20 protein-coding genes are annotated in these 24,513 nt (G+C 52.1%); 11 read left to right on the top strand and 9 right to left on the bottom strand.

All coding sequences use genetic code 11. From position 1 onward, the window contains the following. The first annotated feature begins 112 nt into the window (after nucleotides 1–112). Entirely contained in the window at nucleotides 113–853 is a 741-nt protein-coding gene (cysQ, locus tag BEA93_RS10160) for a 3'(2'),5'-bisphosphate nucleotidase CysQ (protein ID WP_000886881.1), read from the top strand. On the opposite strand, the gene BEA93_RS10165 is transcribed toward cysQ, so the two are convergent. Then, the gene (locus BEA93_RS10165) at nucleotides 843–1,400 is read right to left on the bottom strand and encodes a YtfJ family protein (RefSeq protein ID WP_001517647.1); all 558 of its coding nucleotides are present in this window, start codon (nucleotides 1,398–1,400) and stop codon (nucleotides 843–845) included. The genes cysQ and BEA93_RS10165 overlap by 11 nt on opposite strands. A gap of 324 nt (nucleotides 1,401–1,724) precedes the next feature. Between BEA93_RS10165 and BEA93_RS10170 the strand changes: the two genes are divergently transcribed. Continuing rightward, nucleotides 1,725–1,931 carry a DUF1107 domain-containing protein gene (locus BEA93_RS10170; protein WP_000689228.1) on the top strand — a complete coding sequence of 69 codons (207 nt, stop codon included), beginning with the start codon at nucleotides 1,725–1,727 and terminating at the stop codon, nucleotides 1,929–1,931. Between the two features lie 60 nt (nucleotides 1,932–1,991). Here the strand turns inward: BEA93_RS10170 and BEA93_RS10175 are convergent, their stop codons facing one another. Beyond that, on the bottom strand, nucleotides 1,992–3,341 hold the full coding sequence (locus BEA93_RS10175) for a hemolysin family protein (RefSeq protein WP_001517648.1): 1,350 nt from the start codon (nucleotides 3,339–3,341) through the stop codon (nucleotides 1,992–1,994). Between the two features lie 187 nt (nucleotides 3,342–3,528). Next, entirely contained in the window at nucleotides 3,529–4,167 is a 639-nt protein-coding gene (gene msrA / locus BEA93_RS10180; protein WP_085449519.1) for a peptide-methionine (S)-S-oxide reductase MsrA, read from the bottom strand. A 205-nt stretch (nucleotides 4,168–4,372) separates the two neighbouring features. Between msrA and tamA the strand changes: the two genes are divergently transcribed. The 3 genes from tamA to BEA93_RS10200 are packed head-to-tail and all read left to right on the top strand — an operon-like array spanning nucleotide 4,373 to nucleotide 10,229. Continuing rightward, entirely contained in the window at nucleotides 4,373–6,106 is a 1,734-nt protein-coding gene (tamA, locus tag BEA93_RS10190) for an autotransporter assembly complex protein TamA (RefSeq protein ID WP_001269290.1), read from the top strand. Further along, a complete protein-coding gene (tamB, locus tag BEA93_RS10195) occupies nucleotides 6,103–9,882 on the top strand; it encodes an autotransporter assembly complex protein TamB (RefSeq protein WP_105224544.1) in 3,780 nt (1,259 codons plus the stop codon). The genes tamA and tamB overlap by 4 nt, the downstream gene beginning before the upstream one ends. Before the next feature lie 2 nt (nucleotides 9,883–9,884). Next, entirely contained in the window at nucleotides 9,885–10,229 is a 345-nt protein-coding gene (locus BEA93_RS10200; protein WP_001219159.1) for a gamma-glutamylcyclotransferase family protein, read from the top strand. Nucleotides 10,230–10,507: 278 nt separating this feature from the next. Here the strand turns inward: BEA93_RS10200 and licT are convergent, their stop codons facing one another. The 4 genes from licT to ppa all read right to left on the bottom strand — a co-directional run bounded on the left by licT (nucleotide 10,508) and on the right by ppa (nucleotide 15,687). Then, complete coding sequence (licT, locus tag BEA93_RS10210; RefSeq protein WP_000636962.1) at nucleotides 10,508–11,347, bottom strand: BglG family transcription antiterminator LicT; 840 nt, start codon at nucleotides 11,345–11,347, stop codon at nucleotides 10,508–10,510. Next, entirely contained in the window at nucleotides 11,344–12,768 is a 1,425-nt protein-coding gene (locus BEA93_RS10215) for a glycoside hydrolase family 1 protein (protein ID WP_000640262.1), read from the bottom strand. The genes licT and BEA93_RS10215 overlap by 4 nt, the downstream gene beginning before the upstream one ends. After that, nucleotides 12,765–14,645 (bottom strand): beta-glucoside-specific PTS transporter subunit IIABC, encoded by a 1,881-nt coding sequence (locus tag BEA93_RS10220; protein ID WP_001108705.1) that lies wholly within the window; start codon nucleotides 14,643–14,645, stop codon nucleotides 12,765–12,767. The genes BEA93_RS10215 and BEA93_RS10220 overlap by 4 nt, the downstream gene beginning before the upstream one ends. A gap of 511 nt (nucleotides 14,646–15,156) precedes the next feature. Further along, nucleotides 15,157–15,687 (bottom strand): inorganic diphosphatase, encoded by a 531-nt coding sequence (gene ppa, locus BEA93_RS10225; RefSeq protein WP_000055070.1) that lies wholly within the window; start codon nucleotides 15,685–15,687, stop codon nucleotides 15,157–15,159. A 308-nt stretch (nucleotides 15,688–15,995) separates the two neighbouring features. Here ppa and ytfQ point away from each other — a divergent pair, with 308 nt between their 5' ends. From ytfQ to BEA93_RS10255, 5 genes are all read left to right on the top strand, one after another. Further along, nucleotides 15,996–16,952: a galactofuranose ABC transporter substrate-binding protein YtfQ gene (ytfQ, locus tag BEA93_RS10235; RefSeq protein WP_000265933.1), complete on the top strand. Its 957-nt coding sequence runs from the start codon at nucleotides 15,996–15,998 to the stop codon at nucleotides 16,950–16,952. A gap of 135 nt (nucleotides 16,953–17,087) precedes the next feature. Then, nucleotides 17,088–18,590, top strand: a complete 1,503-nt coding sequence (gene ytfR / locus BEA93_RS10240; protein ID WP_105224542.1) for a galactofuranose ABC transporter, ATP-binding protein YtfR — start codon at nucleotides 17,088–17,090, stop codon at nucleotides 18,588–18,590. A 13-nt stretch (nucleotides 18,591–18,603) separates the two neighbouring features. Beyond that, nucleotides 18,604–19,626: a galactofuranose ABC transporter, ATP-binding protein YtfT gene (gene ytfT, locus BEA93_RS10245; protein ID WP_001468307.1), complete on the top strand. Its 1,023-nt coding sequence runs from the start codon at nucleotides 18,604–18,606 to the stop codon at nucleotides 19,624–19,626. Further along, the gene (gene yjfF, locus BEA93_RS10250) at nucleotides 19,613–20,617 is read left to right on the top strand and encodes a galactofuranose ABC transporter, permease protein YjfF (protein WP_000596001.1); all 1,005 of its coding nucleotides are present in this window, start codon (nucleotides 19,613–19,615) and stop codon (nucleotides 20,615–20,617) included. Before ytfT ends, yjfF begins: the two co-directional genes overlap by 14 nt. A gap of 26 nt (nucleotides 20,618–20,643) precedes the next feature. Further along, nucleotides 20,644–21,159: a DUF2569 domain-containing protein gene (locus tag BEA93_RS10255; protein WP_000263317.1), complete on the top strand. Its 516-nt coding sequence runs from the start codon at nucleotides 20,644–20,646 to the stop codon at nucleotides 21,157–21,159. A 39-nt stretch (nucleotides 21,160–21,198) separates the two neighbouring features. On the opposite strand, the gene fbp is transcribed toward BEA93_RS10255, so the two are convergent. Further along, on the bottom strand, nucleotides 21,199–22,197 hold the full coding sequence (gene fbp / locus BEA93_RS10260) for a class 1 fructose-bisphosphatase (protein WP_000853758.1): 999 nt from the start codon (nucleotides 22,195–22,197) through the stop codon (nucleotides 21,199–21,201). Nucleotides 22,198–22,372: 175 nt separating this feature from the next. Here fbp and mpl point away from each other — a divergent pair, with 175 nt between their 5' ends. Next, nucleotides 22,373–23,746, top strand: coding sequence for a UDP-N-acetylmuramate:L-alanyl-gamma-D-glutamyl-meso-diaminopimelate ligase (gene mpl, locus BEA93_RS10265; protein WP_001219774.1), 1,374 nt, complete (start codon nucleotides 22,373–22,375; stop codon nucleotides 23,744–23,746). A 179-nt stretch (nucleotides 23,747–23,925) separates the two neighbouring features. On the opposite strand, the gene yjgA is transcribed toward mpl, so the two are convergent. Continuing rightward, nucleotides 23,926–24,477 (bottom strand): ribosome biogenesis factor YjgA, encoded by a 552-nt coding sequence (gene yjgA / locus BEA93_RS10270; RefSeq protein WP_000166266.1) that lies wholly within the window; start codon nucleotides 24,475–24,477, stop codon nucleotides 23,926–23,928. Between the last annotated feature and the right edge of the window lie 36 nt (nucleotides 24,478–24,513).

A 24,513-nucleotide genomic window follows, 5' to 3' on the forward strand; every position in this document is an offset into this window, starting at 1 on the left:
GCCATAAATAATAAATCAGGAAACGATGACGCCATCACAGTTGGCGGATTCTATAGCGATGGGGTATAAGTAAAACAATAAGTTAACGCCGCTCACAGAGACGAGGTGGAGAATGTTAGATCAAGTATGCCAGCTTGCACGGATTGCGGGCGATGCCATTATGCAGGTCTACGACGGGACTAAACCGATGGACGTCGCCAACAAAGCAGATGACTCTCCGGTGACGGCGGCAGATATCGCCGCGCATACCGTAATCATGGAAGGATTACGTAAGCTGACGCCGGATATCCCCGTTCTTTCTGAAGAAGATCCTCCCGGTTGGGAAGTCCGCCAGCACTGGCAACGTTACTGGCTGGTGGATCCGCTGGACGGCACCAAAGAGTTTATTAAACGAAATGGCGAATTTACCGTTAACATTGCGCTGATCGACAAAGGCAAACCGATATTAGGTGTGGTGTATGCGCCGGTAATGAACGTAATGTACAGCGCGGAGGAAGGAAAAGCCTGGAAAGAAGAGTGCGGCGTGCGTAAGCAGATTCAGGTACGCGACGCTCGCCCGCCTCTGGTTGTCATTAGCCGTTCCCATGCGGATGCGGAGCTGAAAGAGTATCTGCAACAGCTTGGCGAACACCAGACGACATCCATCGGTTCTTCACTGAAATTTTGCCTGGTGGCGGAAGGGCAGGCTCAGCTCTACCCGCGTTTTGGGCCAACCAATATTTGGGACACCGCTGCCGGTCATGCTGTGGCTGCCGCTGCCGGAGCACACGTCCACGACTGGCAGGGGAAACCGCTGGATTACACTCCGCGTGAATCCTTCCTGAATCCAGGGTTCCGGGTTTCTATTTATTAAGCAACTTATGCAGCAAGTCCATCACTTGCTGCACCTCTTCCTGAGTGAGCGCTCCATCTTTTGCCCATTGCACGCGACCGTCTTTATCCAGCACTGCAATGGCGGAACTCTCTTCATCCAACTGCCAGGCGCTGCGTGCGATGCCGTTGCTGTCGACAATAAACTGTGACCACGGATAGAGCTTTTTATTGCTCTCCAGGCTGCTACGTACAAACATACCTGAACCGGGGATAGCGTCGTCGGTGTTCACAATGGTGGTCGTCTGGTAGCGATCATGCGGCAGTTTTGCCGATTTAATCGCTTCAATCAGCGTCGCATTTTTCTCTTTTGCGGAGGTGCGACCGGCAATATGTTGCAGTACCCGCACTTTCCCCACTAACTGTGCGCTGTTCCAGGTATTGTAGCTAAACTGATCTTTATCAAGTACTAACTCGCCACGATCGGCAATGCCAATTGGTGGTACTCGCTGACCGGTTTCGAATTTATGCGCGGAGGCCATCATCGGCAGTAGCAAGCAAGTCAGCGCGAGAATCTTGCGTAGGGTCATAGTGTTTCCTTCTTATCGTATGCAGGTGATCCGACCACTTGGGTCGGACTTTTAATCATATGTGCTATTTATCGAATTTCCCGCAAGTGTGGTGCCAGTTTGCGGACAAGCGCACAAATCATATGAAAAATGAATGCTTATACTGAAGATTGTGGTTAGGCGAAAAGATAATTCTGAATAACTGTAACGTTAAGGTAAAAAACTTTATACACACTGGAAACATTGCAGCGATAGACTATAGTCATCAGGCATTAAAATTTGCGCCTCATAATAGTTGGGCCGATTGTGGCACCACAAAGGCGTAATACTCAGCAGGAGATAACAATGAAAATTTTCCAACGGTACAACCCACTGCAGGTGGCGAAGTACGTGAAAATCCTGTTCCGTGGACGGTTATACATCAAGGACGTTGGCGCTTTTGAATTTGATAAGGGTAAGATTCTTATCCCAAAAGTGAAGGATAAGCTGCATTTGTCAGTGATGTCCGAAGTTAACCGTCAGGTTATGCGTCTGCAAACAGAGATGGCTTAACCAGCGTGCTATGCAGTAATAAGACGGCTCCTGATTCAGGAGCCGTTGATGTTTCTGGGGTTATGCGACGCTTTCTTCTTTATTTTTATCTTTAGCGTCAGGCTGTTTCGGTGAAAGGGCGGTGGCTTTGCTGTCGATCCGCGTTACCAGCAGTTGGTCGATGCGGTAGTTATCGATATCCACCACTTCAAATTTGTAGCCGGAGAGTTTCACTGAATCGGTGCGTTTCGGGATCTTACGCAGCATAAACATCATAAAGCCGCCGATGGTTTCGTAGTTGCCCGACTGCGGGAACTCGTCAATATCCAGCACACGCATCACGTCGTCAATCGGCGTACCGCCATCGATTAGCCATGAGTTCTCATCACGCGCGACAATCTGTTCTTCCAGCCCCTGACCGACCAGATCGCCCATCAACGTGGTCATCACGTCGTTGAGGGTAATTATCCCCACCACCAGGGCGTACTCGTTCATGATTACCGCAAAGTCTTCGCCCGCAGCTTTAAAACTTTCCAGCGCCTCAGAGAGGGTCAGAGTGTCAGGCACGATCAGCGTGTTGCGAATCTGCACGCCGCTATTCAGTGCCAGACTTTGATTGGCCAGCACGCGGTTCAGCAGATCTTTCGAGTCCACATAGCCGATGATGTGGTCGATATCTTCATTACAGACGAGGAATTTTGAGTGCGGATGCTCCGCCACTTTATTCTTCAGACTTTGCTCATCTTCATGGAGATCGAACCAAATCACGTTTTCACGCGGCGTCATGGAAGACGGCACGGTACGGGATTCCAGTTCAAACACGTTTTCGATCAGCTCGTGTTCCTGTTTACGCAGTACTCCAGCCAGTGCACCGGCTTCCACCACCGCGTAGATGTCATCAGAAGTGATGTCATCTTTACGTACCATCGGCAATTTAAAGATACGGAAGATCATGTTTGCCAGGCCGTTGAAAAACCACACCAGAGGGGTGCAGACGAACAGGCAGAAGCGCATCGGGTTGATGATACGCAAAGCCACAGCTTCTGGCGCAATCATACCGATGCGTTTCGGGGTTAAATCCGCAAACAGAATAAACATGCCAGTCACTAATGAGAAAGAGAGAATAAAGCTCAGTTGCTCAGAGAGTTCCGCTGATATATAGCGAGAGAACAGGCTGTTAAAAGCCGGAGAGAACGCCGCATCACCGACGATACCACCGAGTATCGCCACCGCGTTCAGACCAATTTGCACCACGGTAAAGAACATGCCGGGATTTTCCTGCATATCCAGAACGCGCTGGGCGTTTATATTGCCTTCATCAGCCAGCAGTTTAAGTTTGATTTTGCGTGAGGCGGCAAGCGAGATCTCGGACATCGAGAAGAACGCACTCACAGCGATCAAGCATAGTATGACTAAAATACTGTTTAACATATCTTATCCGACCGTTCAGGTCAGATCCTCGGAAGGGGAAGTTGATTAATTTGTGCGAAATACACATTGAAAGCCGGTTCGAAGAGAGTGAACCGACATTTTCAGTGGCTAGTATAGCGTAAGGTTCTGTAAAGTCGCCAGAGGGTTAAATTTTTGCTTCATTTCGCTTTAGTTCAGCCTTTTATTGCTACGCTTCAGGCGGCAGGCAAACGCCGATCCCACCAATTCCACAATAGCCATATGGGTTTTTGTGCAGATATTGTTGGTGGTCATCTTCGGCATAATAAAACGGTGTAGCGTTGGCGATCTCGGTGGTTATCTGGCGATCGTCACCGACGGTGAGCATTGCGGCCTGAAAACGTTCCAGACTGGCGCGGGCGGCAGCGTCCTGTTCTGGTGTCAGCGGGTAAATTGCGGAACGATACTGCGTGCCGTGGTCATTGCCCTGACGCATCCCTTGTGCGGGATCGTGATTCTCCCAGAATACCTGTAACAGTTGTTCGTAGCTGATCACTGACGGATCGTAAATCACGCGTACCGCTTCGGCGTGGCCGGTATCACCAGAACACACTTCCCGATAGGTCGGGTTTGGCGTGTAACCGCCGGTATAGCCTGCGGCAGTGCTGTAAACACCGGGAAGTTGCCAGAAAAGGCGTTCCACGCCCCAGAAACAGCCCATAGCAAAAATGGCGATCTCCATTCCGTCAGGCACATTGGTCATTGAGTGGCCGTTGACCGCATGCAATGTGGCTACAGGCATCGGGGTATTACGTCCAGGAAGGGCATCGGCGGGGGAAACCAGATGCTTTTTATCAAATAAACTCATAGTGTTGCTCTCCCGAAAGTCGGCCTTTGGGGATTAGGTTGTAACAAGAGACGTATTTGCACACAATAACCCCCGTGAATGTGTATAAAGTAAACCATAAGAAATATTTTGGGTTTAGTCTGCTTTTAAATCCATATGGCTGGATTTTTGTTAAGCCGTTTAACGGAGTTCCAGGGGCAGGAACAAAGGATATTCAGGAGAAAATGTGCGCTATATCCGACAGTTATGCTGTGTAAGCTTACTCTGCTTTAGCGGAGCTGCCGTCGCCGCGAACGTCCGTCTACAGGTCGAAGGGTTATCGGGGCAGCTAGAAAAGAACGTTCGTGCGCAGCTTTCTACGATTGAAAGTGATGAAGTTACGCCAGATCGGCGCTTTCGCGCACGTGTTGATGATGCCATCCGCGAAGGTCTGAAGGCGCTGGGCTATTACCAGCCGACCATTGAATTTGATCTCCGACCACCGCCAAAGAAGGGGCGGCAGGTGTTGATCGCCAAAGTCACGCCCGGCGTGCCGGTGTTGATTGGCGGTACTGATGTGGTTTTGCGCGGCGGTGCGCGGACTGATAAAGACTATTTGAAGTTGCTCGATACCCGCCCGGCTATAGGCACGGTGCTGAATCAGGGCGACTACGAAAATTTCAAAAAGTCCTTAACCAGCATCGCGTTGCGTAAAGGCTATTTCGATAGCGAATTTACCAAAGCACAGTTGGGTATCGCACTTGGCTTGCATAAAGCCTACTGGGATATTGATTACAACAGTGGCGAACGCTACCGCTTTGGGCATGTGACCTTCGAAGGATCACAGATCCGCGATGAGTACCTGCAAAATCTGGTGCCGTTTAAAGAGGGCGATGAGTACGAATCTAAAGATCTGGCGGAACTGAACCGCCGTCTCTCCGCTACTGGTTGGTTTAACTCGGTGGTGGTTGCACCGCAGTTTGATAAAGCGCGAGAAACTAAAGTATTGCCACTGACTGGCGTCGTTTCGCCGCGCACGGAAAACACCATTGAAACCGGGGTCGGGTACTCAACGGACGTTGGCCCACGAGTTAAAGCCTCGTGGAAAAAGCCGTGGATGAACTCTTACGGTCACAGCCTGACCACCAGCACAAGTATCTCTGCACCGGAACAGACTCTCGATTTTAGTTATAAAATGCCGCTGCTTAAGAACCCACTGGAACAATACTATCTGGTACAGGGTGGTTTTAAGCGTACTGATCTGAATGATACCGAATCCGATTCCACCACCCTGGTTGCTTCCCGTTACTGGGATCTTTCCAGTGGCTGGCAGCGTGCCATTAACCTGCGCTGGAGTCTCGACCACTTTACTCAGGGTGAAATCACTAACACCACGATGCTGTTTTATCCTGGGGTCATGATTAGCCGGACGCGATCACGCGGCGGCCTGATGCCGACCTGGGGCGACTCGCAGCGTTACTCTATCGACTACTCCAACACCGCCTGGGGATCGGATGTCGATTTCTCCGTATTCCAGGCGCAGAACGTCTGGATCCGCACACTTTACGATCGCCATCGCTTTGTCACTCGCGGCACGCTGGGCTGGATTGAAACCGGTGACTTCGACAAAGTACCGCCGGATTTACGTTTCTTCGCCGGGGGCGACCGCAGTATTCGCGGCTATAAATACAAATCGATCGCTCCGAAATACGCCAATGGTGACCTGAAAGGGGCATCAAAGCTGATTACCGGATCGCTGGAGTATCAGTACAACGTGACCGGAAAATGGTGGGGCGCGGTGTTTGTCGATAGCGGCGAAGCGGTAAGCGATATTCGCCGCAGTGACTTTAAAACCGGCACCGGGGTTGGTGTGCGTTGGGAATCGCCGGTCGGGCCGATCAAGCTCGATTTCGCCGTTCCGGTCGCTGACAAAGACGAGCATGGTTTACAGTTTTACATCGGTCTGGGGCCAGAATTATGAGTTTATGGAAAAAAATCAGCCTCGGCGTAGTCATCGTTATTTTACTGTTGCTGGGATCAGTGGCGTTTCTGGTGGGCACCACCAGCGGCCTGCATCTGGTATTTAAAGCGGCAGACCGTTGGGTGCCAGGGCTGGATATTGGCAAGGTCACCGGTGGCTGGCGCGACCTTACCTTGTCTGACGTTCGTTATGAGCAGCCAGGCGTGGCGGTAAAAGCGGGCAATCTGCATCTGGCGGTCGGGCTGGAGTGCCTGTGGGACAGCAGTGTTTGTATTAACGATTTGGCACTGAAGGATATTCAGGTCAACATCGACAGTAAAAAAATGCCCCCTTCAGAGCAAGCGGAGGAAGAGGAAGATAGCGGGCCGCTGGATCTCTCTACGCCATATCCCATCACCCTGACGCGGGTAGCGCTGGATAACGTCAACATTAAGATTGATGACACTACGGTGTCGGTGATGGACTTCACCTCCGGTCTGAACTGGCAAGAGAAAACCCTGACCCTGAAACCGACATCGCTGAAAGGGCTGTTGATTGCCCTGCCGAAAGTGGCAGAAGTGGCGCAGGAAGAAGTTGTCGAACCGAAGATTGAAAATCCGCAGCCGGATGAAAAACCGCTGGGCGAAACGCTGAAAGATCTCTTTTCTCGCCCGGTATTACCGGAGATGACCGACGTACATTTGCCGCTCAACCTGAACATTGAAGAGTTTAAGGGTGAGCAACTGCGCGTGACGGGCGACACGGACATCACCGTGCACACCATGCTGCTGAAAGTCAGTAGCATCGATGGCAATACCAAACTGGACGCACTTGATATCGACTCTAATCAGGGGAGCGTTAATGCCAGTGGCACGGCGCAACTGTCCAATAACTGGCCGGTAGATATCACCCTCAATAGCACACTGAACGTGGAGCCACTAAAAGGCGAAAAAGTGAAGCTGAAAGTGGGTGGTGCGCTGCGCGAACAACTGGAGATTGGCGTTAATCTTTCCGGTCCGGTGGATATGGATCTGCGCGCCCAGACGCGGCTGGCAGAAGTCGGATTGCCGCTCAACGTGGAAGTAAACAGCAAACAGCTTTACTGGCCGTTTACTGGCGAGAAGCAGTATCAGGCGGATGATCTGAAACTGAAACTCACCGGAAAAATGACTGATTACACGCTCTCTATGCACATGGCGGTGAAGGGGCATGAGATCCCGCCAGCGACCATTACCCTCGATGCAAAGGGCAATGAACAGCAGGTTAATCTCGACAAACTTACCGTCGCAGCGCTGGAAGGGAAAACCGAGTTGAAAGCGTTACTCGACTGGCAGCAGGCGATTAGCTGGCGTGGTGAGTTAACGCTTAACGGCATTAACACTGCGAAAGAGTTCCCGGAGTGGCCGTCAAAACTCAATGGTTTGATCAAAACCCGAGGCAGCCTGTACGGCGGCACCTGGCAGATGGACGTACCAGAGTTGAAGCTGACCGGCAATGTTAAACAGAACAAAGTGAACGTTGACGGAACGCTGAAAGGCAACAGTTATATGCAGTGGACGATCCCAGGTCTGCATCTGGAACTGGGGCCAAACAGTGCCGAAGTGAAAGGCGAGTTGGGGGTAAAAGATCTCAATCTTGATGCCACCATCAACGCGCCGGGGCTGGATAATGCGCTACCAGGACTGGGTGGTACAGCGAAAGGGTTGGTGAAAGTACGCGGTACTGTGGAAGCGCCACAACTACTGGCAGATATTACCGCGCGCGGTTTGCGTTGGCAGGAACTCTCCGTAGCGCAGGTTCGTGTGGAAGGCGATATCAAATCCACCGATCAGATTGCGGGTAAACTCGACGTGCGCGTTGAGCAAATCTCGCAGCCGGATGTGAATATCAACCTCGTCACTCTGAACGCGAAAGGCAGCGAAAAGCAGCACGAGTTACAACTGCGGATTCAGGGCGAGCCGGTTTCCGGGCAGCTCAATCTGGCAGGGAGTTTTGATCGCAAAGAAGAACGTTGGAAGGGAACACTTAGCAATACGCGCTTCCAGACGCCGGTCGGCCCGTGGTCGCTGACGCGTGATATCGTACTGGACTACCGCAATCAGGAGCAAAAAATCAGCATCGGGCCACACTGCTGGCTTAACCCGAATGCGGAACTGTGCGTGCCGCAAACCATTGATGCCGGGGCTGAAGGGCGTGCGGTGGTGAATCTCAACCGTTTCGACCTGGCAATGCTGAAGCCGTTTATGCCGGAAACCACTCAGGCCAGCGGTATCTTTACAGGTAAAGCGGATGTCGCCTGGGATACCACCAAAGAAGGGCTGCCGCAGGGCAGTGTTACTCTTTCCGGGCGTAACGTGCAGGTGACGCAAACCGTCAACGATGCGGCGCTGCCAGTAGCGTTTCAGACGCTGAACCTGACGGCGGAGTTGCGTAATAACCGTGCCGAGCTGGGCTGGACAATCCGTCTGACTAATAACGGTCAGTTTGATGGTCAGGTGCAGGTAACCGATCCACAAGGGCGGCGTAACCTCGGCGGCAACGTGAATATCCGTAACTTCAACCTCGCGATGGTAAACCCCATCTTTACGCGTGGTGAAAAAGCGGCGGGTATGGTGAGCGCCAACTTACGTCTGGGCGGTGATGTGCAGAGCCCGCAGTTGTTTGGTCAGCTCCAGGTCACTGGTGTGGATATCGATGGCAACTTTATGCCGTTTGATATGCAGCCGAGCCAGCTTGCGGTCAACTTTAACGGTATGCGCTCGACGCTGGCGGGCACTGTGCGAACCCAGCAGGGGGAAATTTACCTGAACGGTGATGCTGACTGGAGTCAGATTGAAAACTGGCGTGCGCGGGTGACGGCAAAAGGCAGTAAGGTGCGGATCACCGTACCGCCGATGGTGCGCATGGATGTGTCGCCAGATGTCGTATTCGAAGCCACACCAAGCCTGTTTACCCTCGATGGCCGCGTGGATGTACCGTGGGCGCGCATTGTGGTGCACGATCTACCGGAAAGTGCGGTGGGCGTCTCCAGCGATGTGGTAATGCTCAACGATAACCTGCAACCGGAGGAGGCGAAAACGGCATCGATTCCGATCAACAGCAACCTGATTGTTCACGTTGGCAACAATGTGCGCATTGATGCCTTCGGCCTGAAAGCGCGACTGACGGGCGATCTCAATGTCGTACAGGACAAACAAGGTCTGGGTCTGAACGGGCAGATCAACATTCCGGAAGGTCGCTTCCATGCCTATGGTCAGGATCTGATTGTGCGTAAAGGTGAACTGCTGTTCTCTGGCCCGCCGGATCAACCGTATCTCAATATCGAAGCGATTCGTAACCCGGATGCAACAGAAGACGACGTGATCGCCGGTGTTCGTGTCACCGGGCTGGCGGATGAGCCGAAAGCGGAGATCTTCTCTGACCCGGCGATGTCACAACAGGCGGCATTGTCCTACTTGTTACGCGGACAAGGGCTGGAGAGCGATCAGAGTGACAGCGCGGCGATGACCTCGATGCTGATTGGTCTGGGGGTTGCACAAAGTGGTCAGATTGTGGGTAAAATCGGTGAGACATTTGGCGTAAGTAATTTAGCGCTCGACACCGAGGGGGTAGGCGATTCCTCCCAGGTGGTGGTCAGCGGCTATGTATTACCAGGCCTACAAGTGAAATACGGCGTGGGGATATTTGACTCTATAGCAACACTCACGTTACGTTATCGCCTGATGCCGAAGCTATATCTGGAAGCCGTGTCTGGTGTAGACCAGGCACTGGATTTGCTCTATCAGTTCGAGTTTTAGCTATGCGAATATTTGTCTACGGCAGTTTACGCCACAAACAAGGCAACAGCCACTGGATGACCAATGCCCAGTTGCTGGGCGATTTCAGTATCGATAACTACCAGTTGTATAGCCTGGGCCACTATCCAGGCGCAGTTCCGGGGAACGGAACGGTACACGGTGAAGTTTATCGTATTGACAACGCCACGCTGGCCGAACTTGATGCCTTGCGCACCAGGGGCGGTGAATACGCGCGCCAGTTGATTCAGACGCCGTACGGGAGTGCATGGATGTACGTATATCAACGACCCGTCGATGGATTAAAGCTGATTGCAAGCGGCGACTGGTTAGACAGGGATAAGCCATAATTAAACACGCCACCTTCGGGTGGCGTTGTTTTTGCGAGACGACACGCATTCTGTTTTGTAACTTTCCCGCCTGTTTCTTTTCCTTCCGAGTCGCTTTCTATATCTGTTAACGCATAAAAAACGCTGCTGGTGTTCATTAATGCGCAGGGGTAAAACATCTTGCAATTTAAATGGTGAGAATGAGCAGGAGCGGCTTATTTCCAGCAAGCGGCTCTGAACAGGCAAGATGCGTTCTCAAAAGCAAATGTTATACGTCAATTTAAACAGAGGCATCCTGTTTATGCATCAAGTCCAGTTATCCTCACCAGATGGACTGTGAGCCATAGCAGTTCGTTACCTCTGAGGGTGATACCGAGTTGAACCTTGATATAATCGCGGATCAGTAGCGTACACTGCCAGGCTTCTGGATACTCTTTAATCACTTGCACTAGCAGGAAACTGTCCCGCGAGCTATCCAGTTCTCCCTCCTGTAAACGCTGAAGGAAAAACTGCATATGGATAAGAAAACGTGAGTAATTAATCGATTCAGTGTCGATCTCCTGCTTAAAGTGGTACTGCACGAGATTAAAAATATCCTTCAACATTTTCACTGACTGCATGGTTTGCGCTACGTCGTCGCCTTCGCTCTGACCATTCACAAGATGAAAAGCGATATTCCCGGCTTCCTCTTCCGGTAGTTCAATACCGTACTGCTGGCGAATAATGGTTACAGCCTCGCTGGCGATGTGGAACTGTTGTGGATAAAACCGCCTGACCTCCGGTAGTAGGCGGTTTTGAATGGTGATCCCTTTGCGGCTGCGCTCGATGGCAAAAGCCAGGTGATCGGCAAGGGTAAAGAAAATCTGCTCACGAACTTTGCTCGAAAGCTGCATGTTGGCACGGGAAATAATCATCGCAGCCATTTCGATGACTTCATCCGGTATAGCGGAAAGTGCCTCAAGATAGCCGCTGCGTTCGTCAAGCGTCTGGGTTACAAATAGCTTCTCTATCTGCTCCGGGGCGATCTCGTCCCCGGGTCTGCTGTTGAAGCCAATACCTTTCCCCATGACGATAACTTCCCTGTTATCGTCATCAAGGGAGAGCACCAGGCTATTATTGAGCACCTTCTGAACAATCATCTCTGAGACTCGTTGTGGTTACCGTTTTGCGCGATGACATCCTTATACCACCAGAAACTGCGTTTGCGGATCCTTTGCAAACTCTTCAGATCATCCTCGCCGCGATCGACATAAATAAAACCGTAGCGCTTAGCGTATCCCTGGTGAGTGCTTACCACATCAATTGCTGCCCATGGGCAGTAGCCCATCAGCTCGACGCCGTCAGCAATTGCCAGACGCATTTGCTCAATGTGCGCCTCAAGGAAAGCGATACGGTAATCGTCATTCACCGTCCCATCATGCTCCAGCTTATCCGGTGCGCCCATACCGTTTTCGCTGATCAGAATCGGCAGGCCGTAGCGCTCGCACACTTTACGCAGCGTCAGGCGCAATCCCACCGGATCAACGACCCAGCCGTAAGGCGTTTTGCCGACCCACGGATTTTCCGCTGGCCGATAAACGCCCTCTTCGCCCAGCATAATTTGTTGATCGCCCGCGCGGGGGGCAACATCGGCACCATCGCCCCGGCTGGCAGCAATCGTCGCGGTTGAGTAGTAGTTAATGGCGATAAAATCCGGCCGCCCCTGCTGCAAAATCAGCGCATCTTCTGGCTGCATTTCCGGCGCGAGGCCGCGATCCTGCAAATACGCCCACGCCAGGGCGTTGTAGCGACCATGTACCGCTACATCTAAAAAACTCCAGCAGCGCAGCGTTTCCCAGTTATGCGCGGCAATAGCGTCTTCCGGTTTGCAACTTTCGGCGTACATCGAAGTGGTGTTTATCGCCGGGCCGATGCGCAGCCCAGGGAATTCGCGGTGGCACAGGGCGAAGATCTGCGCCTGAGCCAGCATCATATGATGATTCTGCTGGTACAGCGCCTTCTTATCCGGCAGTTCACGATTGGCGGGTACGCCAATCGCGCCGGGATGCAGGATCATGGTGTTCTGTTCGTTAATCGTCAGCCATAGCGGGACTTTATCGGCAAACTCGCTGAACAGCAGACGGGCGTAACGAACAAACGCCTCCCCGGTTTTGCGGTTCAGCCAGCCGCCTTTCAACTCCAGAGCCCAGGGCAAGTCGAAATGATACAATGTGACGATGGGGGTTATTCCGTGGCGTGTCAGGGCGTCGATCAGGCGGTGATAAAAGGCTAACCCGTCCGGATTCACCGGGCCATCACCGTCAGGTATCACCCGCGACCAGGCCACCGAAAAGCGGTAGGCCTTCAGCCCCATCTGCGCCATCAGCGCTACGTCTTCCTCCACGCGATGATAGTGATCGCTGGCAATGCGGAAGTCAGCCGTTCCAGGCGGATGGCTGAGCATGTCGACTACCGACGGTCCTTTACCGTCTTCATTCCACGCGCCCTCAACCTGATAGGCCGAAGTGGACGCGCCCCACAGAAAACCGTCCGGGAACTGCGTTTTCTTTTGATAAATCATACCTGCACCTCCTTAGCGGATTGCACCATCAGTTGTTCGCCGTAATCGACCTGCGCGGCGGTGGTAAGGCGCAGGGAGTGCTGCTCGTCGCCATTGACCACAATCACCGGGGTAATCAGGTCATACCCGGCCTGTTCGATGGCGGGGATATCAAAGCGGATTAGCTCCTGTCCGACCTCCACCTTGTCGCCTACTTTCAGCGATGAGCTAAAGTGCTGGCCGTTAAGATTAACGGTATCGATACCGATATGGATCAGCAGCTCAAGTCCGCTTTCACTTTGTAAACCAACGGCGTGGCAGGAAGGTAGAAACATCATTACAGTACCGTTAAACGGCGCACGCAGAACCCCTTCCTGTGGTTGGATCGCCACGCCTTCTCCCAGCAGGCCACCGGAAAAGACATCATCATTCACTTCGTTCAGCGCCATCACCTGACCGCGCAGCGGGCTGAGTACTTCAATCTCACCCTCAATTTTCGGGCTAACGACAGGCTGCGGAGCCTCGCTGACCTCTTCTTGCTCTTCAGGCGTATCTTTAAAGGCGATAAACCAGGTCAGGGCAAAGGTTACTACGATAGAAATCGCACAGGTCACTAGCGCATGGACGATATTCATCGGGTTTTCACCGATAAACGCCGGCAGCGCCGCAAGTCCTGGGGAGACAAACGCATAGCGCACCAGACCGCTCACACCAGCATAAATCCCGGCGCAGCCGCCACCGATCATCGCGGCAATCAGTACCCGGCGGAACTTGAGTAATACCCCGTACAGTGCCGGTTCGGTGATCCCCAGCAGCGCGGTAAAGCCCGATGATGAGGCCAACTGGCGCAGGTTGTTATTTTTGGTTTTCAGCGCCACGCACAGCGTCGCCGCGCCCATTGCCACGTTTGACGCCAGCATTCCCGGCCCGTTGATCATCTCAAAACCGTTTTTACTCAACTGACCGGTAGCGATTGGCGTCATCGCCCAGGCGGTGCCGGTAATAATCAGGAAGGGTTGCAGAGCGCCCATCAGCATCGGAATTAACCAACTGGCGTGGCGATCAATAGCGCCCGCGCCAGCCGCCACCAGATCGTTAAGCAAAATACCCGCAGGGCCGACGAGCACCAGCGCCAGTGGCGCGGTGATCAACAGGATCAGCATCGGCTTAACAAAGAACTTAATGATCGACGGCGAAACCTTCTCCGCGAAGCGCTCCACCCACGACATCAGCCAGACCGTCAGAATAATTGGCAGCACTGACCCGGCGTAATCGGAAAGCAGGACGTTGATACCGACAAAATCAACCGCTTTCCCCGCTGCCAGCATCTGGCCGATGCCCGGATGCAGCAGTACGCCCGCGAGGGTCATCGCCAGAATCGGGTTACATTCAAATTTCAGCGATGCCCCGTAGGCCAGCAGCACTGGCAGGAAGAAGAAGGCCGCGTCGGCAATAATGTTGAGTAGCTGATAGGTTGAACTGGTTTCGCTAATCACGCCCGTTAGTTTGAGGATAGCCAGCAGTGCCTTGATCATCCCGGCGCCGGTAATGGCCGGGATCACTGGGGTGAAGGTGGTCGAAATCACGCTGATAATGCGTGCGATGATACCGGTGGGTTTGGCGTTTTTGCCACCGCTTGAGGGGCCTTTCTTCTCCGGCAGCGCCTTATTGAGCAGGCGATAAACCTGCTGCACCTCATTGCCGATAACAATCTGGAACTGACCGCCTTTCTCCACCACGCTTATCACGCCGGGGATAGCGCCAATCTGCGTATCGTTAACCTTTGCGCGATCGTTAAACTCCATGCGCAAGCGGGTCGCGCAGTGGGTGAGCATTCGGATATTCTCCGCACCACCCACCGAGTGGAGGATTTTGTCTGCTGTTTCGTTATAGTTCATAGTGTTCCCTGGGTTGAGGCAAAAAAAAAGACCAAAATAGAAATGCTCCCCTTGGCGGGAGAGCATTTCTATTTTGGTCTTGCCTGCTTTCGCAGTAGCACGCCATCATAGAAATGGGTTATTTCGACAGATTATCTAAGTGATGTTGTTGTCTTTCAATCGGTATAGAGAAAAAACGTGATCTGCATTGAATGAAATTATGACGGTTTCAGGTGAACCTCTATGTTTTACCCAAACACGTGTCTACCATTCATGTGATAAGAAGGGCTTTGTGCCTTACCAACACCGGATTCGGTTGTTTTTTGCAAGACAAAACAGGTGTCAATATAAAATAAAAACCCTTACTAACCGAAGCCCGGTGTTCAGGGTTATTACGATATACTCGTCATGCTGCAAGTTGCATGTACTGTGTCTGCGTTCGCTCACCTCAGTCACTTACTTATGTAGGTGCCCGGGAATTCACTCGCTTGTCGCCTTCCTGCAACTTGAATTATTTAGAGTATACAAGAAATTATTTATTCTTTGCGCGCTCGAAGGAAGCAACGATTTCAGCTTTAGCGGCTTCAGCGTTTTCCCAACCTTCAACTTTCACCCACTTGCCTTTTTCGAGGTCTTTGTAGTGCTCGAAGAAGTGAGCGATCTGCGCTTTCAGCAGTTCCGGCAGATCGTTAACGTCTTTGATGTGATCGTATTCTTTGCTCAGCTTGCTGTGCGGAACCGCAATCAGTTTTGCATCTTCACCGGCTTCGTCGGTCATTTTCAGAACGCCAACCGGACGGCAACGGATCACAGAACCCGGCTGCAGCGGGTACGGAGTCGGGACCAGTACGTCAACCGGATCACCATCCAGAGACAGAGTGTGGTTGATGTAACCGTAGTTGCATGGATAGAACATTGCGGTGGACATGAAGCGGTCAACGAACAGTGCGCCGCTTTCTTTGTCGATTTCGTATTTGATCGGATCTGCGTTAGCCGGGATCTCAATAACAACGTAGATGTCTTCCGGCAGATCTTTACCCGCAGGGACGTTGAGTAAGCTCATGTCTGTTTCCTTTAAAATATGTGGCAAACAAGTGCCGAGTATTATAGCCAACTCGCGCCGAATGTCTTCGCTTGTTTTCGTCCTCTTTTTCCTTTTTCGCCAGCTTTAAGACGGTTTACAGAGCAGGAAAATCCATAACCGTAGCCGCATTTTTCATAGCGAGATGAAAGCGATTACAAACTTGTGATTAACGATGTATTTACTTTTTTGAAGTGTGAAGTAACGCAATCTGTTACATGACCGATTGTCTATAGTTTTTTCGCGAACATCTTTTAAACAATAATAATCACCCCGACGAGGACAACCCTATGTGGAAACGCTTACTTGTAGTCTCTGCGGTCTCAGCAGCCATGTCGTCTATGGCATTGGCCGCTCCCTTAACCGTAGGATTTTCGCAGGTCGGATCGGAGTCCGGCTGGCGTGCCGCAGAAACCAACGTGGCGAAAAGTGAGGCAGAAAAGCGCGGTATCACGCTAAAAATTGCCGATGGTCAGCAAAAGCAGGAAAACCAGATTAAAGCGGTACGTTCCTTCGTCGCACAAGGTGTGGATGCGATCTTTATCGCTCCGGTGGTGGCGACGGGCTGGGAACCAGTATTAAAAGAGGCGAAAGATGCCGAAATTCCGGTCTTTTTGCTCGACCGTTCCATCGATGTGAAAGACAAATCTCTCTATATGACGACCGTTACTGCTGACAACATTCTGGAAGGCAAGTTGATTGGTGACTGGCTGGTGAAAGAGGTCAACGGTAAACCGTGTAACGTGGTTGAGTTACAAGGCACCGTTGGGGCGAGCGTTGCCATCGACCGTAAGAAAGGTTTTGCCGAAGCTATTAAGAATGCGCCAAATATCAAAATTATCCGTTCGCAATCCGGTGATTTCACCCGTAGTAAAGGCAAAGAAGTTATGGAGAGCTTTATCAAAGCGGAAAACAACGGCAAAAATATCTGCATGGTTTACGCCCATAACGACGACATGGTAATAGGCGCGATTCAGGCGATTAAAGAAGCGGGTCTGAAGCCGGGCAAAGATATTCTGACAGGCTCTATCGACGGCGTGCCGGATATCTACAAAGCGATGATTGATGGTGAAGCGAATGCCAGTGTTGAACTGACGCCAAACATGGCAGGCCCAGCTTTCGACGCGCTGGAGAAATACAAGAAAGACGGCACCATGCCTGAAAAGCTGACGCTGACTAAGTCCACCCTTTATCTGCCTGATACCGCAAAAGAAGAGTTAGAGAAGAAGAAAAATATGGGGTATTGAGGCCTACAAACCGATGCCGACTGGTAGGTCGGATAAGGCGTTCACGCCGCATCCGGCATTTGTGCGCAGATGCCTGATGCGACGCTGGTGCGTCTTATCAGGCCTGCCAGGAGCCCGCTTTACACTGGGAGAGCTATGACTACCGACCAACACCAGGAAATCCTCCGTACCGAAGGATTAAGCAAATTCTTCCCCGGCGTCAAAGCGTTAGATAACGTTGACTTCAGCTTGCGTCGTGGTGAAATTATGGCACTGCTTGGTGAAAACGGGGCAGGAAAATCGACGCTGATTAAAGCATTAACCGGCGTTTACCATGCCGATCGCGGCACAATCTGGCTGGAAGGCCAGGCCATCTCACCGAAAAACACAGCCCATGCACAACAGCTTGGCATCGGCACCGTCTACCAGGAAGTCAACCTGTTACCCAATATGTCGGTTGCCGACAATCTCTTTATCGGCCGTGAGCCCAAACGTTTCGGCTTGCTACGGCGCAAAGAGATGGAAAAGCGCGCAACCGGGTTAATGGCATCCTACGGTTTCTCCCTCGACGTGCGCGAACCGCTCAACCGTTTTTCGGTGGCAATGCAGCAAATCGTCGCCATTTGCCGGGCCATCGATCTCTCCGTCAAAGTGCTGATCCTTGATGAACCCACCGCCAGCCTCGACACCCAGGAAGTGGAACTATTGTTTGGCCTGATGCGCCAGCTTCGAGATCGCGGCGTCAGCCTGATCTTCGTCACTCACTTTCTCGATCAGGTATACCAGGTCAGTGATCGGATCACCGTCTTACGCAACGGCAGCTTTGTTGGCTGTCGGGAAACCCGCGAGCTTCCGCAGATCGAACTGGTGAAAATGATGCTGGGGCGTGAACTCGACACTCATGCGCTACAGCGTGCCGGGCGAACATTGTTGAGCGACAAACCTGTTGCCGAGTTTAACAATTACGGCAAGAAAGGGACGATCGCGCCGTTTGATCTGGAAATTCGTCCCGGCGAGATCGTCGGGTTGGCAGGTTTGCTGGGATCAGGACGTACAGAAACTGCGGAAGTGATCTTCGGTATCAAACCCGCCGACAGCGGCACAGCGTTGATCAAAGGTAAACCGCAAACCCTGCGATCGCCGCATCATGCATCGGTACTGGGTATTGGTTTCTGTCCGGAAGACCGGAAAACCGATGGCATTATTGCTGCCGCTTCGGTACGGGAAAATATCATCCTTGCCTTACAAGCCCAGCGCGGCTGGCTGCGACCGATTTCACGCAAAGAACAGCAGGAAATAGCAGAACGATTTATCCGCCAGCTCGGTATTCGCACCCCTTCCACGGAACAGCCGATAGAGTTCCTCTCTGGCGGTAATCAACAAAAAGTGTTGCTTTCACGCTGGCTGCTGACTCGTCCGCAATTTCTAATTCTCGACGAGCCAACGCGCGGTATTGACGTTGGTGCCCACGCCGAGATCATCCGCCTGATTGAAACGTTGTGCGCCGATGGTCTGGCACTGCTGGTGATCTCCTCGGAACTGGAAGAACTGGTGGGCTATGCCGATCGGGTGATCATCATGCGTGATCGTAAACAAGTGGCAGAGATCCCGCTGGCAGAGCTTTCCGTTCCGGCGATCATGAACGCCATTGCGGCGTAAGGAGAACAGTGTGATGCCTCAATCTCTCCCTGACACCGCGTCGTCGAAAAGGCGTTTTCGCTGGCCGACGGGAATGCCGCAACTGGCAGCGCTATTGCTGGTGCTGCTGGTCGATAGCCTGGTCGCCCCGCATTTCTGGCAGGTGGTGCTTCAGGATGGGCGTCTGTTCGGGAGTCCCATCGATATCCTTAACCGCGCGGCTCCCGTTGCGCTGCTGGCGATCGGCATGACGCTGGTGATCGCCACTGGCGGCATCGATCTTTCCGTAGGCGCGGTGATGGCTATTGCCGGAGCCACAACGGCCGCGATGACGGTAGCGGGGTATAGCGTGCCGATTGTGCTACTCAGTGCGTTAGGCACCGGCATTCTGGCTGGATTGTGGAATGGCATTCTGGTGGCGATCCTCAAAATTCAACCGTTTGTCGCCACTCTGATCCTGATGGTTGCCGGGCGCGGCGTGGCGCAACTGATCACCTCCGGACAGATCGTTACTTTCAACTCGCCGGATCTCTCCTGGTTCGGCAGCGGATCGCTGTTGTTCCTGCCAACGCCGGTCATTATTGCAGTGCTGACACTTCTTCTGTTTTGGTTGCTGGCTCGCAAAACGGCGCTGGGGATGTTTATTGAAGCTGTTGGCATCAACATTCGGGCAGCGAAAAATGCCGGAGTGAACACGCGGATCATCGTCATGCTCACCTATGTGTTGAGCGGGCTGTGTGCGGCGATTGCGGGCATTATCGTGGCGGCGGATATTCGCGGTGCCGACGCCAATAATGCTGGATTATGGCTGGAACTGGACGCCATTCTTGCGGTGGTGATCGGCGGTGGATCACTGATGGGCGGGCGCTTTAACCTGCTGCTCTCGGTGGTGGGGGCGCTGATTATTCAGGGAATGAATACCGGGATTTTGCTCTCGGGCTTTCCGCCGGAGATGAATCAGGTGGTGAAAGCGGTGGTGGTGCTTTGCGTGCTGATTGTTCAGTCGCAACGCTTTATCAGTCTGATTAAAGGAGTGCGTAGCCGTGATAAAACGTAACTTGCCACTGATGATCACCATCGGCGTCTTTGTGTTGGGCTATCTCTACTGTCTGACGCAGTTTCCCGGTTTTGCCTCCACGCGGGTGATCTGCAATATCCTGACTGATAACGCTTTTCTGGGGATCATCGCTGTCGGCATGACCTTTGTGATCCTCTCCGGTGGGATCGATCTTTCTGTCGGTTCGGTGATCGCTTTTACCGGCGTGTTTCTGGCAAAGGTGATTGGTGACTTCGGCTTTTCGCCACTATTGGCCTTCCCGCTGGTACTGGTGATGGGCTGTGCCTTCGGCGCATTTATGGGGCTTCTGATCGACGCGCTGAAGATCCCGGCATTCATCATTACCCTGGCAGGAATGTTCTTTTTGCGCGGCGTCAGCTATCTCGTTTCGGAAGAGTCGATCCCGATTAACCATCCCATTTATGAAACGCTCTCAAGCCTGGCGTGGAAAATCCCCGGCGGTGGTCGCTTAAGCGCGATGGGGCTGCTGATGCTTGCGGTGGTGGTTATTGGTATTTTCCTCGCACATCGTACCCGTTTTGGTAATCAGGTATATGCCATTGGTGGCAACGCGACTTCGGCAAACCTGATGGGAATTTCTACTCGCAGCACCACTATTCGCATTTATATGCTCTCCACCGGACTGGCGACACTGGCGGGGATTGTCTTCTCTATTTACACCCAGGCCGGATACGCGCTGGCAGGCGTAGGTGTGGAACTGGACGCTATCGCCTCCGTGGTGATTGGCGGTACACTTTTAAGCGGCGGTGTTGGGACAGTATTAGGAACGCTTTTTGGCGTAGCGATTCAGGGACTCATTCAGACTTACATAAACTTTGACGGCACGATGAGTTCATGGTGGACGAAAATCGCCATCGGCATTTTGCTGTTTATTTTCATTGCATTACAGCGTGGGTTAACGGTGCTGTGGGAGAACCGTCAGAGTTCGCCAGTAATAAGAGTGAGTCCGGAAAATACAATAAAAGAGTAAATTTACTGATATACAAGGATATTTTTATGTGGGCAAAGGAAGGCGAGGATTTAAGTACAACATGCAAAAGTTGTGGAGTAGCTGTTTTACCACCTGACGATTATTGTAAAGGTTGTGCTGATAAAAAGCTTACGGGGATTGGAGGTTGGCTGTATTTACCTGCTATTTCTTTAGTGCTGGTGATTATTTCGAGCATTTATTCTTTTGTACGAACATGGGGGCTTGCTCAGGGCAGTCAGGAAGAACCGCTCAGAACTCTGCTTTATCTGGAAGTGGTCGGATGTGCCACGATATTTCTGTTGGTGAGTTATACTACTTTTTTGTTTTTTAATAAGAAACGCCAACTTCCTCACTACTATATTGCCCTTCTTCTGGCGCTCTTCGCATTGAATGTTGCTGATACCTGGGGAGCAGTACAATTTCTTCATGCCACAATTGATCTTTCAGACGCATGGGGTGTGCTGAAAAATATCATTCATCTGGCTATCTGGGTTCCCTATTTCCGTGTCTCTAAACGCGTCAAATTAACTTTTGTTAATTAAAACGCAAAAACGCCGGACTGCTCCGGCGTTTTTAGACCATTACGCGTCCGGGAACTCACGGATAAAGCGTTCGACATCTTCAACCATATGGTCATTGCCGACGAAGAACGAACGGCGCTGATGCAGGGTTTCCGGGATGATATCCAGAATACGCTCTTTGCCATCGCTCGCTTTACCGCCAGCTTGTTCCGCCAGGAATGCCATTGGGTTGCATTCATACAGCAAACGCAGTTTACCGTCCGGGTGACTTGCGGTGCTTGGATAGAGATAAATGCCGCCTTTCAGCAGGTTACGGTGGAAATCCGCGACCAGTGAACCGATATAACGTGAGGTGTACGGGCGGTTGGTGGACTTATCTTCTTCCTGGCAGAATTTAATGTACTTCTTCACGCCGTTAGGAAACTTAATGTAGTTTCCTTCGTTGATGGAGTAGGTTGAGCCTTTCTCCGGGAAACGCATTTTTTCCTGACACAGACAGAAAACGCCGAGTGACGGATCATAAGTAAAGGCGTGGACGCCGCAGCCAGTGGTGTAAACCAGCATGGTAGAGGAGCCGTATACCACGTAACCTGCGGCAACCTGTTTATTACCAGGCTGGAGGAAATCCTCTTCCGTTACCGGCGTACCAACAGGCGTGACGCGGCGGTAGATGGAGAATATAGTACCGACAGAGACGTTAACATCGATGTTGGACGAGCCATCCAGGGGGTCCATCAGCACAACGTATTTTGCGTGTTCACACCCATCAAAGACGACAATCCCATCCTCTTCTTCAGATGCAATGCCCGCAACGATATCGCGCGCTTTCAATGCGGCTTTCAGTTTTTCATTAGCGAACAGGTCGAGTTTTTGTTGCACCTCGCCCTGCACATTCTCAGCACCGCTGGCACCCAGGATATCAACCAGTCCGGCTTTGTTGATATCTCTATGGATAATCTTGGCGCCCAGTTTTATTGCCGACAGCAAAGCAGTGAGCTCACCGGTAGCATGAGAAAACTCGTGCTGCTTTTCGACAATAAATTCACCTAACGTTTTCATAAAACTTTCCCTGCAATGTTTATGGAGTAAAGCGACCGCAACAATCTTAACAAATAATCTGAATGTTGCGCTCAGGTGAATCGCGCCAGCAAATTACGGATTATCCTGAAATGCGTTTCTCACTTGCCCGACATATGCGTAAAATGAGCGGTAGATTAAAAAAGGATAATGACGTATGCGCATTCATATTTTAGGAATTTGTGGCACGTTTATGGGTGGTCTGGCGATTCTGGCGCGCCAGTTGGGCCATGAAGTAACGGGTTCGGACGCCAATGTGTATCCGCCGATGAGCACCTTACTTGAGAAGCAAGGCATTGAACTGATTCAGGGTTTCGATGCCAGCCAGCTCGATCCGCAGCCGGATTTGGTGATTATTGGCAATGCCATGACCCGTGGAAATCCGTGTGTGGAAGCGGTACTGGAAAAAAACATTCCGTATATGTCAGGTCCACAGTGGCTGCACGATTTTGTGCTGCGTGACCGCTGGGTTCTGGCCGTTGCTGGTACACACGGCAAAACCACTACCGCGGGAATGGCGACCTGGATTCTGGAACAGTGCGGCTATAAACCGGGTTTTGTGATCGGCGGTGTACCTGGAAACTTTGAGGTTTCGGCGCGTCTGGGCGAAAGCGACTTCTTTGTTATCGAAGCGGATGAGTATGACTGCGCCTTCTTTGACAAACGTTCTAAGTTTGTTCATTACTGCCCGCGCACGCTGATCCTCAATAATCTTGAGTTTGATCACGCCGATATTTTCGACGACCTGAAAGCGATCCAGAAACAGTTCCACCATCTGGTACGTATTGTTCCGGGGCAGGGCCGTATTATCTGGCCGGAAAACGACATCAACCTGAAACAGACCATGGCGATGGGCTGCTGGAGCGAGCAGGAGCTGGTGGGCGAGCAGGGACACTGGCAGGCGAAAAAGCTGACCACCGACGCTTCCGAATGGGAAGTTTTGCTGGATGGTGAAAAAGTGGGTGAAGTGAAATGGTCGCTGGTGGGGGAACATAACATGCACAACGGTCTGATGGCGATTGCTGCGGCCCGTCATGTTGGTGTTGCTCCGGCAGATGCTGCTAATGCGCTGGGGTCATTTATCAACGCTCGTCGTCGTCTGGAACTGCGTGGTGAAGCAAATGGCGTGACGGTATATGACGATTTTGCCCATCACCCGACGGCAATTCTGGCAACGCTGGCGGCGCTGCGCGGTAAAGTTGGTGGTACGGCGCGTATTATTGCCGTGCTGGAACCACGCTCGAACACCATGAAGATGGGCGTCTGCAAAGATGATTTAGCACCGTCGTTAGGTCGTGCCGATGAAGTCTTCCTGTTGCAACCGGCGCATATTCCGTGGCAGGTAGCCGAAGTGGCGGAAGCCTGTATTCAGCCTGCACACTGGAGTGGTGATGTCGATGCGTTGGCAGATATGGTGGTGAAAACCGCCCAGCCTGGCGACCATATTCTGGTGATGAGCAACGGCGGTTTTGGTGGTATTCATCAGAAACTGCTGGATGGTCTGGCGAAGAAGGCGGAAGCCGCGCAGTAACCCTGAGACGTTTTATAAGGCCTACAGGGGCAACGTGCTTTTGTAGGCCGGATAGGGCGTTCACGCCGCATCCGGCATTTGAGCATAGCGCCTGATGCGACGCTTGACGCGTCTTATCAGGCCTACAGATCTGGCGGTGCACTGCATCCGGCAAACCATACTCACATCAGCAACAAAACTTACCCTTCGTTCTCCGCTAACTCACGCAGATACTGGAAAATCTGTCGTGCGGATTTCGGCGGCTTGTTCCCTTCTTTCTCTTTCTTCGCGTTGCGGATCAGAGCACGTAATTGCTGACGATCGGCATCTGGCCACAAGTTCAATACCTCAGCGATGGCATCATCACCGTGGTCGATCAAACGATCGCGCAGGTTTTCCAGTTTATGGAACAGCACAACCTGCTGGTTGTGGCGGTTTTTCAGCTTATCCAGCGCCTGACGGATCGGTTCTACATCGCGCTGGCGCAGCATCTTACCGATAAGCTGCAACTGGCGGCGGCGGCCTTCCATCTTAATACGCTGGGCTAACTCGATAGCTGCGCGCAGATCCGCATCTAGCGGGATCTTATCCAGCGCGTTTTTCCCCAGATCTACAATTTCCGCACCCAGGCGTTTTAACTCCTCGGCATCGCGTTTAATTTCACTTTTACTGACCCAGATAATTTCATCGTCTTCGTCTTCGATATCATCACCGGGAACGTCGTCGAGCCAGTCTTCGGGCTGCTTAGTCATGTCAGGCTCCTTAAAAAAAGAGGCTAATGTTACCAG

Origin of the sequence: Escherichia sp. MOD1-EC5950 (assembly GCF_002965345.1) — a bacterium.
In the GTDB taxonomy this organism is placed as follows: Bacteria; Pseudomonadota; Gammaproteobacteria; order Enterobacterales; family Enterobacteriaceae; genus Escherichia; species Escherichia marmotae.

Coding starts and splice junctions, on each gene's coding strand:
- cysQ (WP_000886881.1), top strand. CDS start 113: ATGTTAGATCAAGTATGCCAGCTTGCACGGATTGCGGGCGATGCCATT.
- BEA93_RS10165 (WP_001517647.1), bottom strand. CDS start 1,400: ATGACCCTACGCAAGATTCTCGCGCTGACTTGCTTGCTACTGCCGATG.
- BEA93_RS10170 (WP_000689228.1), top strand. CDS start 1,725: ATGAAAATTTTCCAACGGTACAACCCACTGCAGGTGGCGAAGTACGTG.
- BEA93_RS10175 (WP_001517648.1), bottom strand. CDS start 3,341: ATGTTAAACAGTATTTTAGTCATACTATGCTTGATCGCTGTGAGTGCG.
- msrA (WP_085449519.1), bottom strand. CDS start 4,167: ATGAGTTTATTTGATAAAAAGCATCTGGTTTCCCCCGCCGATGCCCTT.
- tamB (WP_105224544.1), top strand. CDS start 6,103: ATGAGTTTATGGAAAAAAATCAGCCTCGGCGTAGTCATCGTTATTTTA.
- BEA93_RS10200 (WP_001219159.1), top strand. CDS start 9,885: ATGCGAATATTTGTCTACGGCAGTTTACGCCACAAACAAGGCAACAGC.
- licT (WP_000636962.1), bottom strand. CDS start 11,347: ATGATTGTTCAGAAGGTGCTCAATAATAGCCTGGTGCTCTCCCTTGAT.
- BEA93_RS10215 (WP_000640262.1), bottom strand. CDS start 12,768: ATGATTTATCAAAAGAAAACGCAGTTCCCGGACGGTTTTCTGTGGGGC.
- BEA93_RS10220 (WP_001108705.1), bottom strand. CDS start 14,645: ATGAACTATAACGAAACAGCAGACAAAATCCTCCACTCGGTGGGTGGT.
- ppa (WP_000055070.1), bottom strand. CDS start 15,687: ATGAGCTTACTCAACGTCCCTGCGGGTAAAGATCTGCCGGAAGACATC.
- ytfQ (WP_000265933.1), top strand. CDS start 15,996: ATGTGGAAACGCTTACTTGTAGTCTCTGCGGTCTCAGCAGCCATGTCG.
- ytfR (WP_105224542.1), top strand. CDS start 17,088: ATGACTACCGACCAACACCAGGAAATCCTCCGTACCGAAGGATTAAGC.
- ytfT (WP_001468307.1), top strand. CDS start 18,604: ATGCCTCAATCTCTCCCTGACACCGCGTCGTCGAAAAGGCGTTTTCGC.
- BEA93_RS10255 (WP_000263317.1), top strand. CDS start 20,644: ATGTGGGCAAAGGAAGGCGAGGATTTAAGTACAACATGCAAAAGTTGT.
- fbp (WP_000853758.1), bottom strand. CDS start 22,197: ATGAAAACGTTAGGTGAATTTATTGTCGAAAAGCAGCACGAGTTTTCT.
- mpl (WP_001219774.1), top strand. CDS start 22,373: ATGCGCATTCATATTTTAGGAATTTGTGGCACGTTTATGGGTGGTCTG.
- yjgA (WP_000166266.1), bottom strand. CDS start 24,477: ATGACTAAGCAGCCCGAAGACTGGCTCGACGACGTTCCCGGTGATGAT.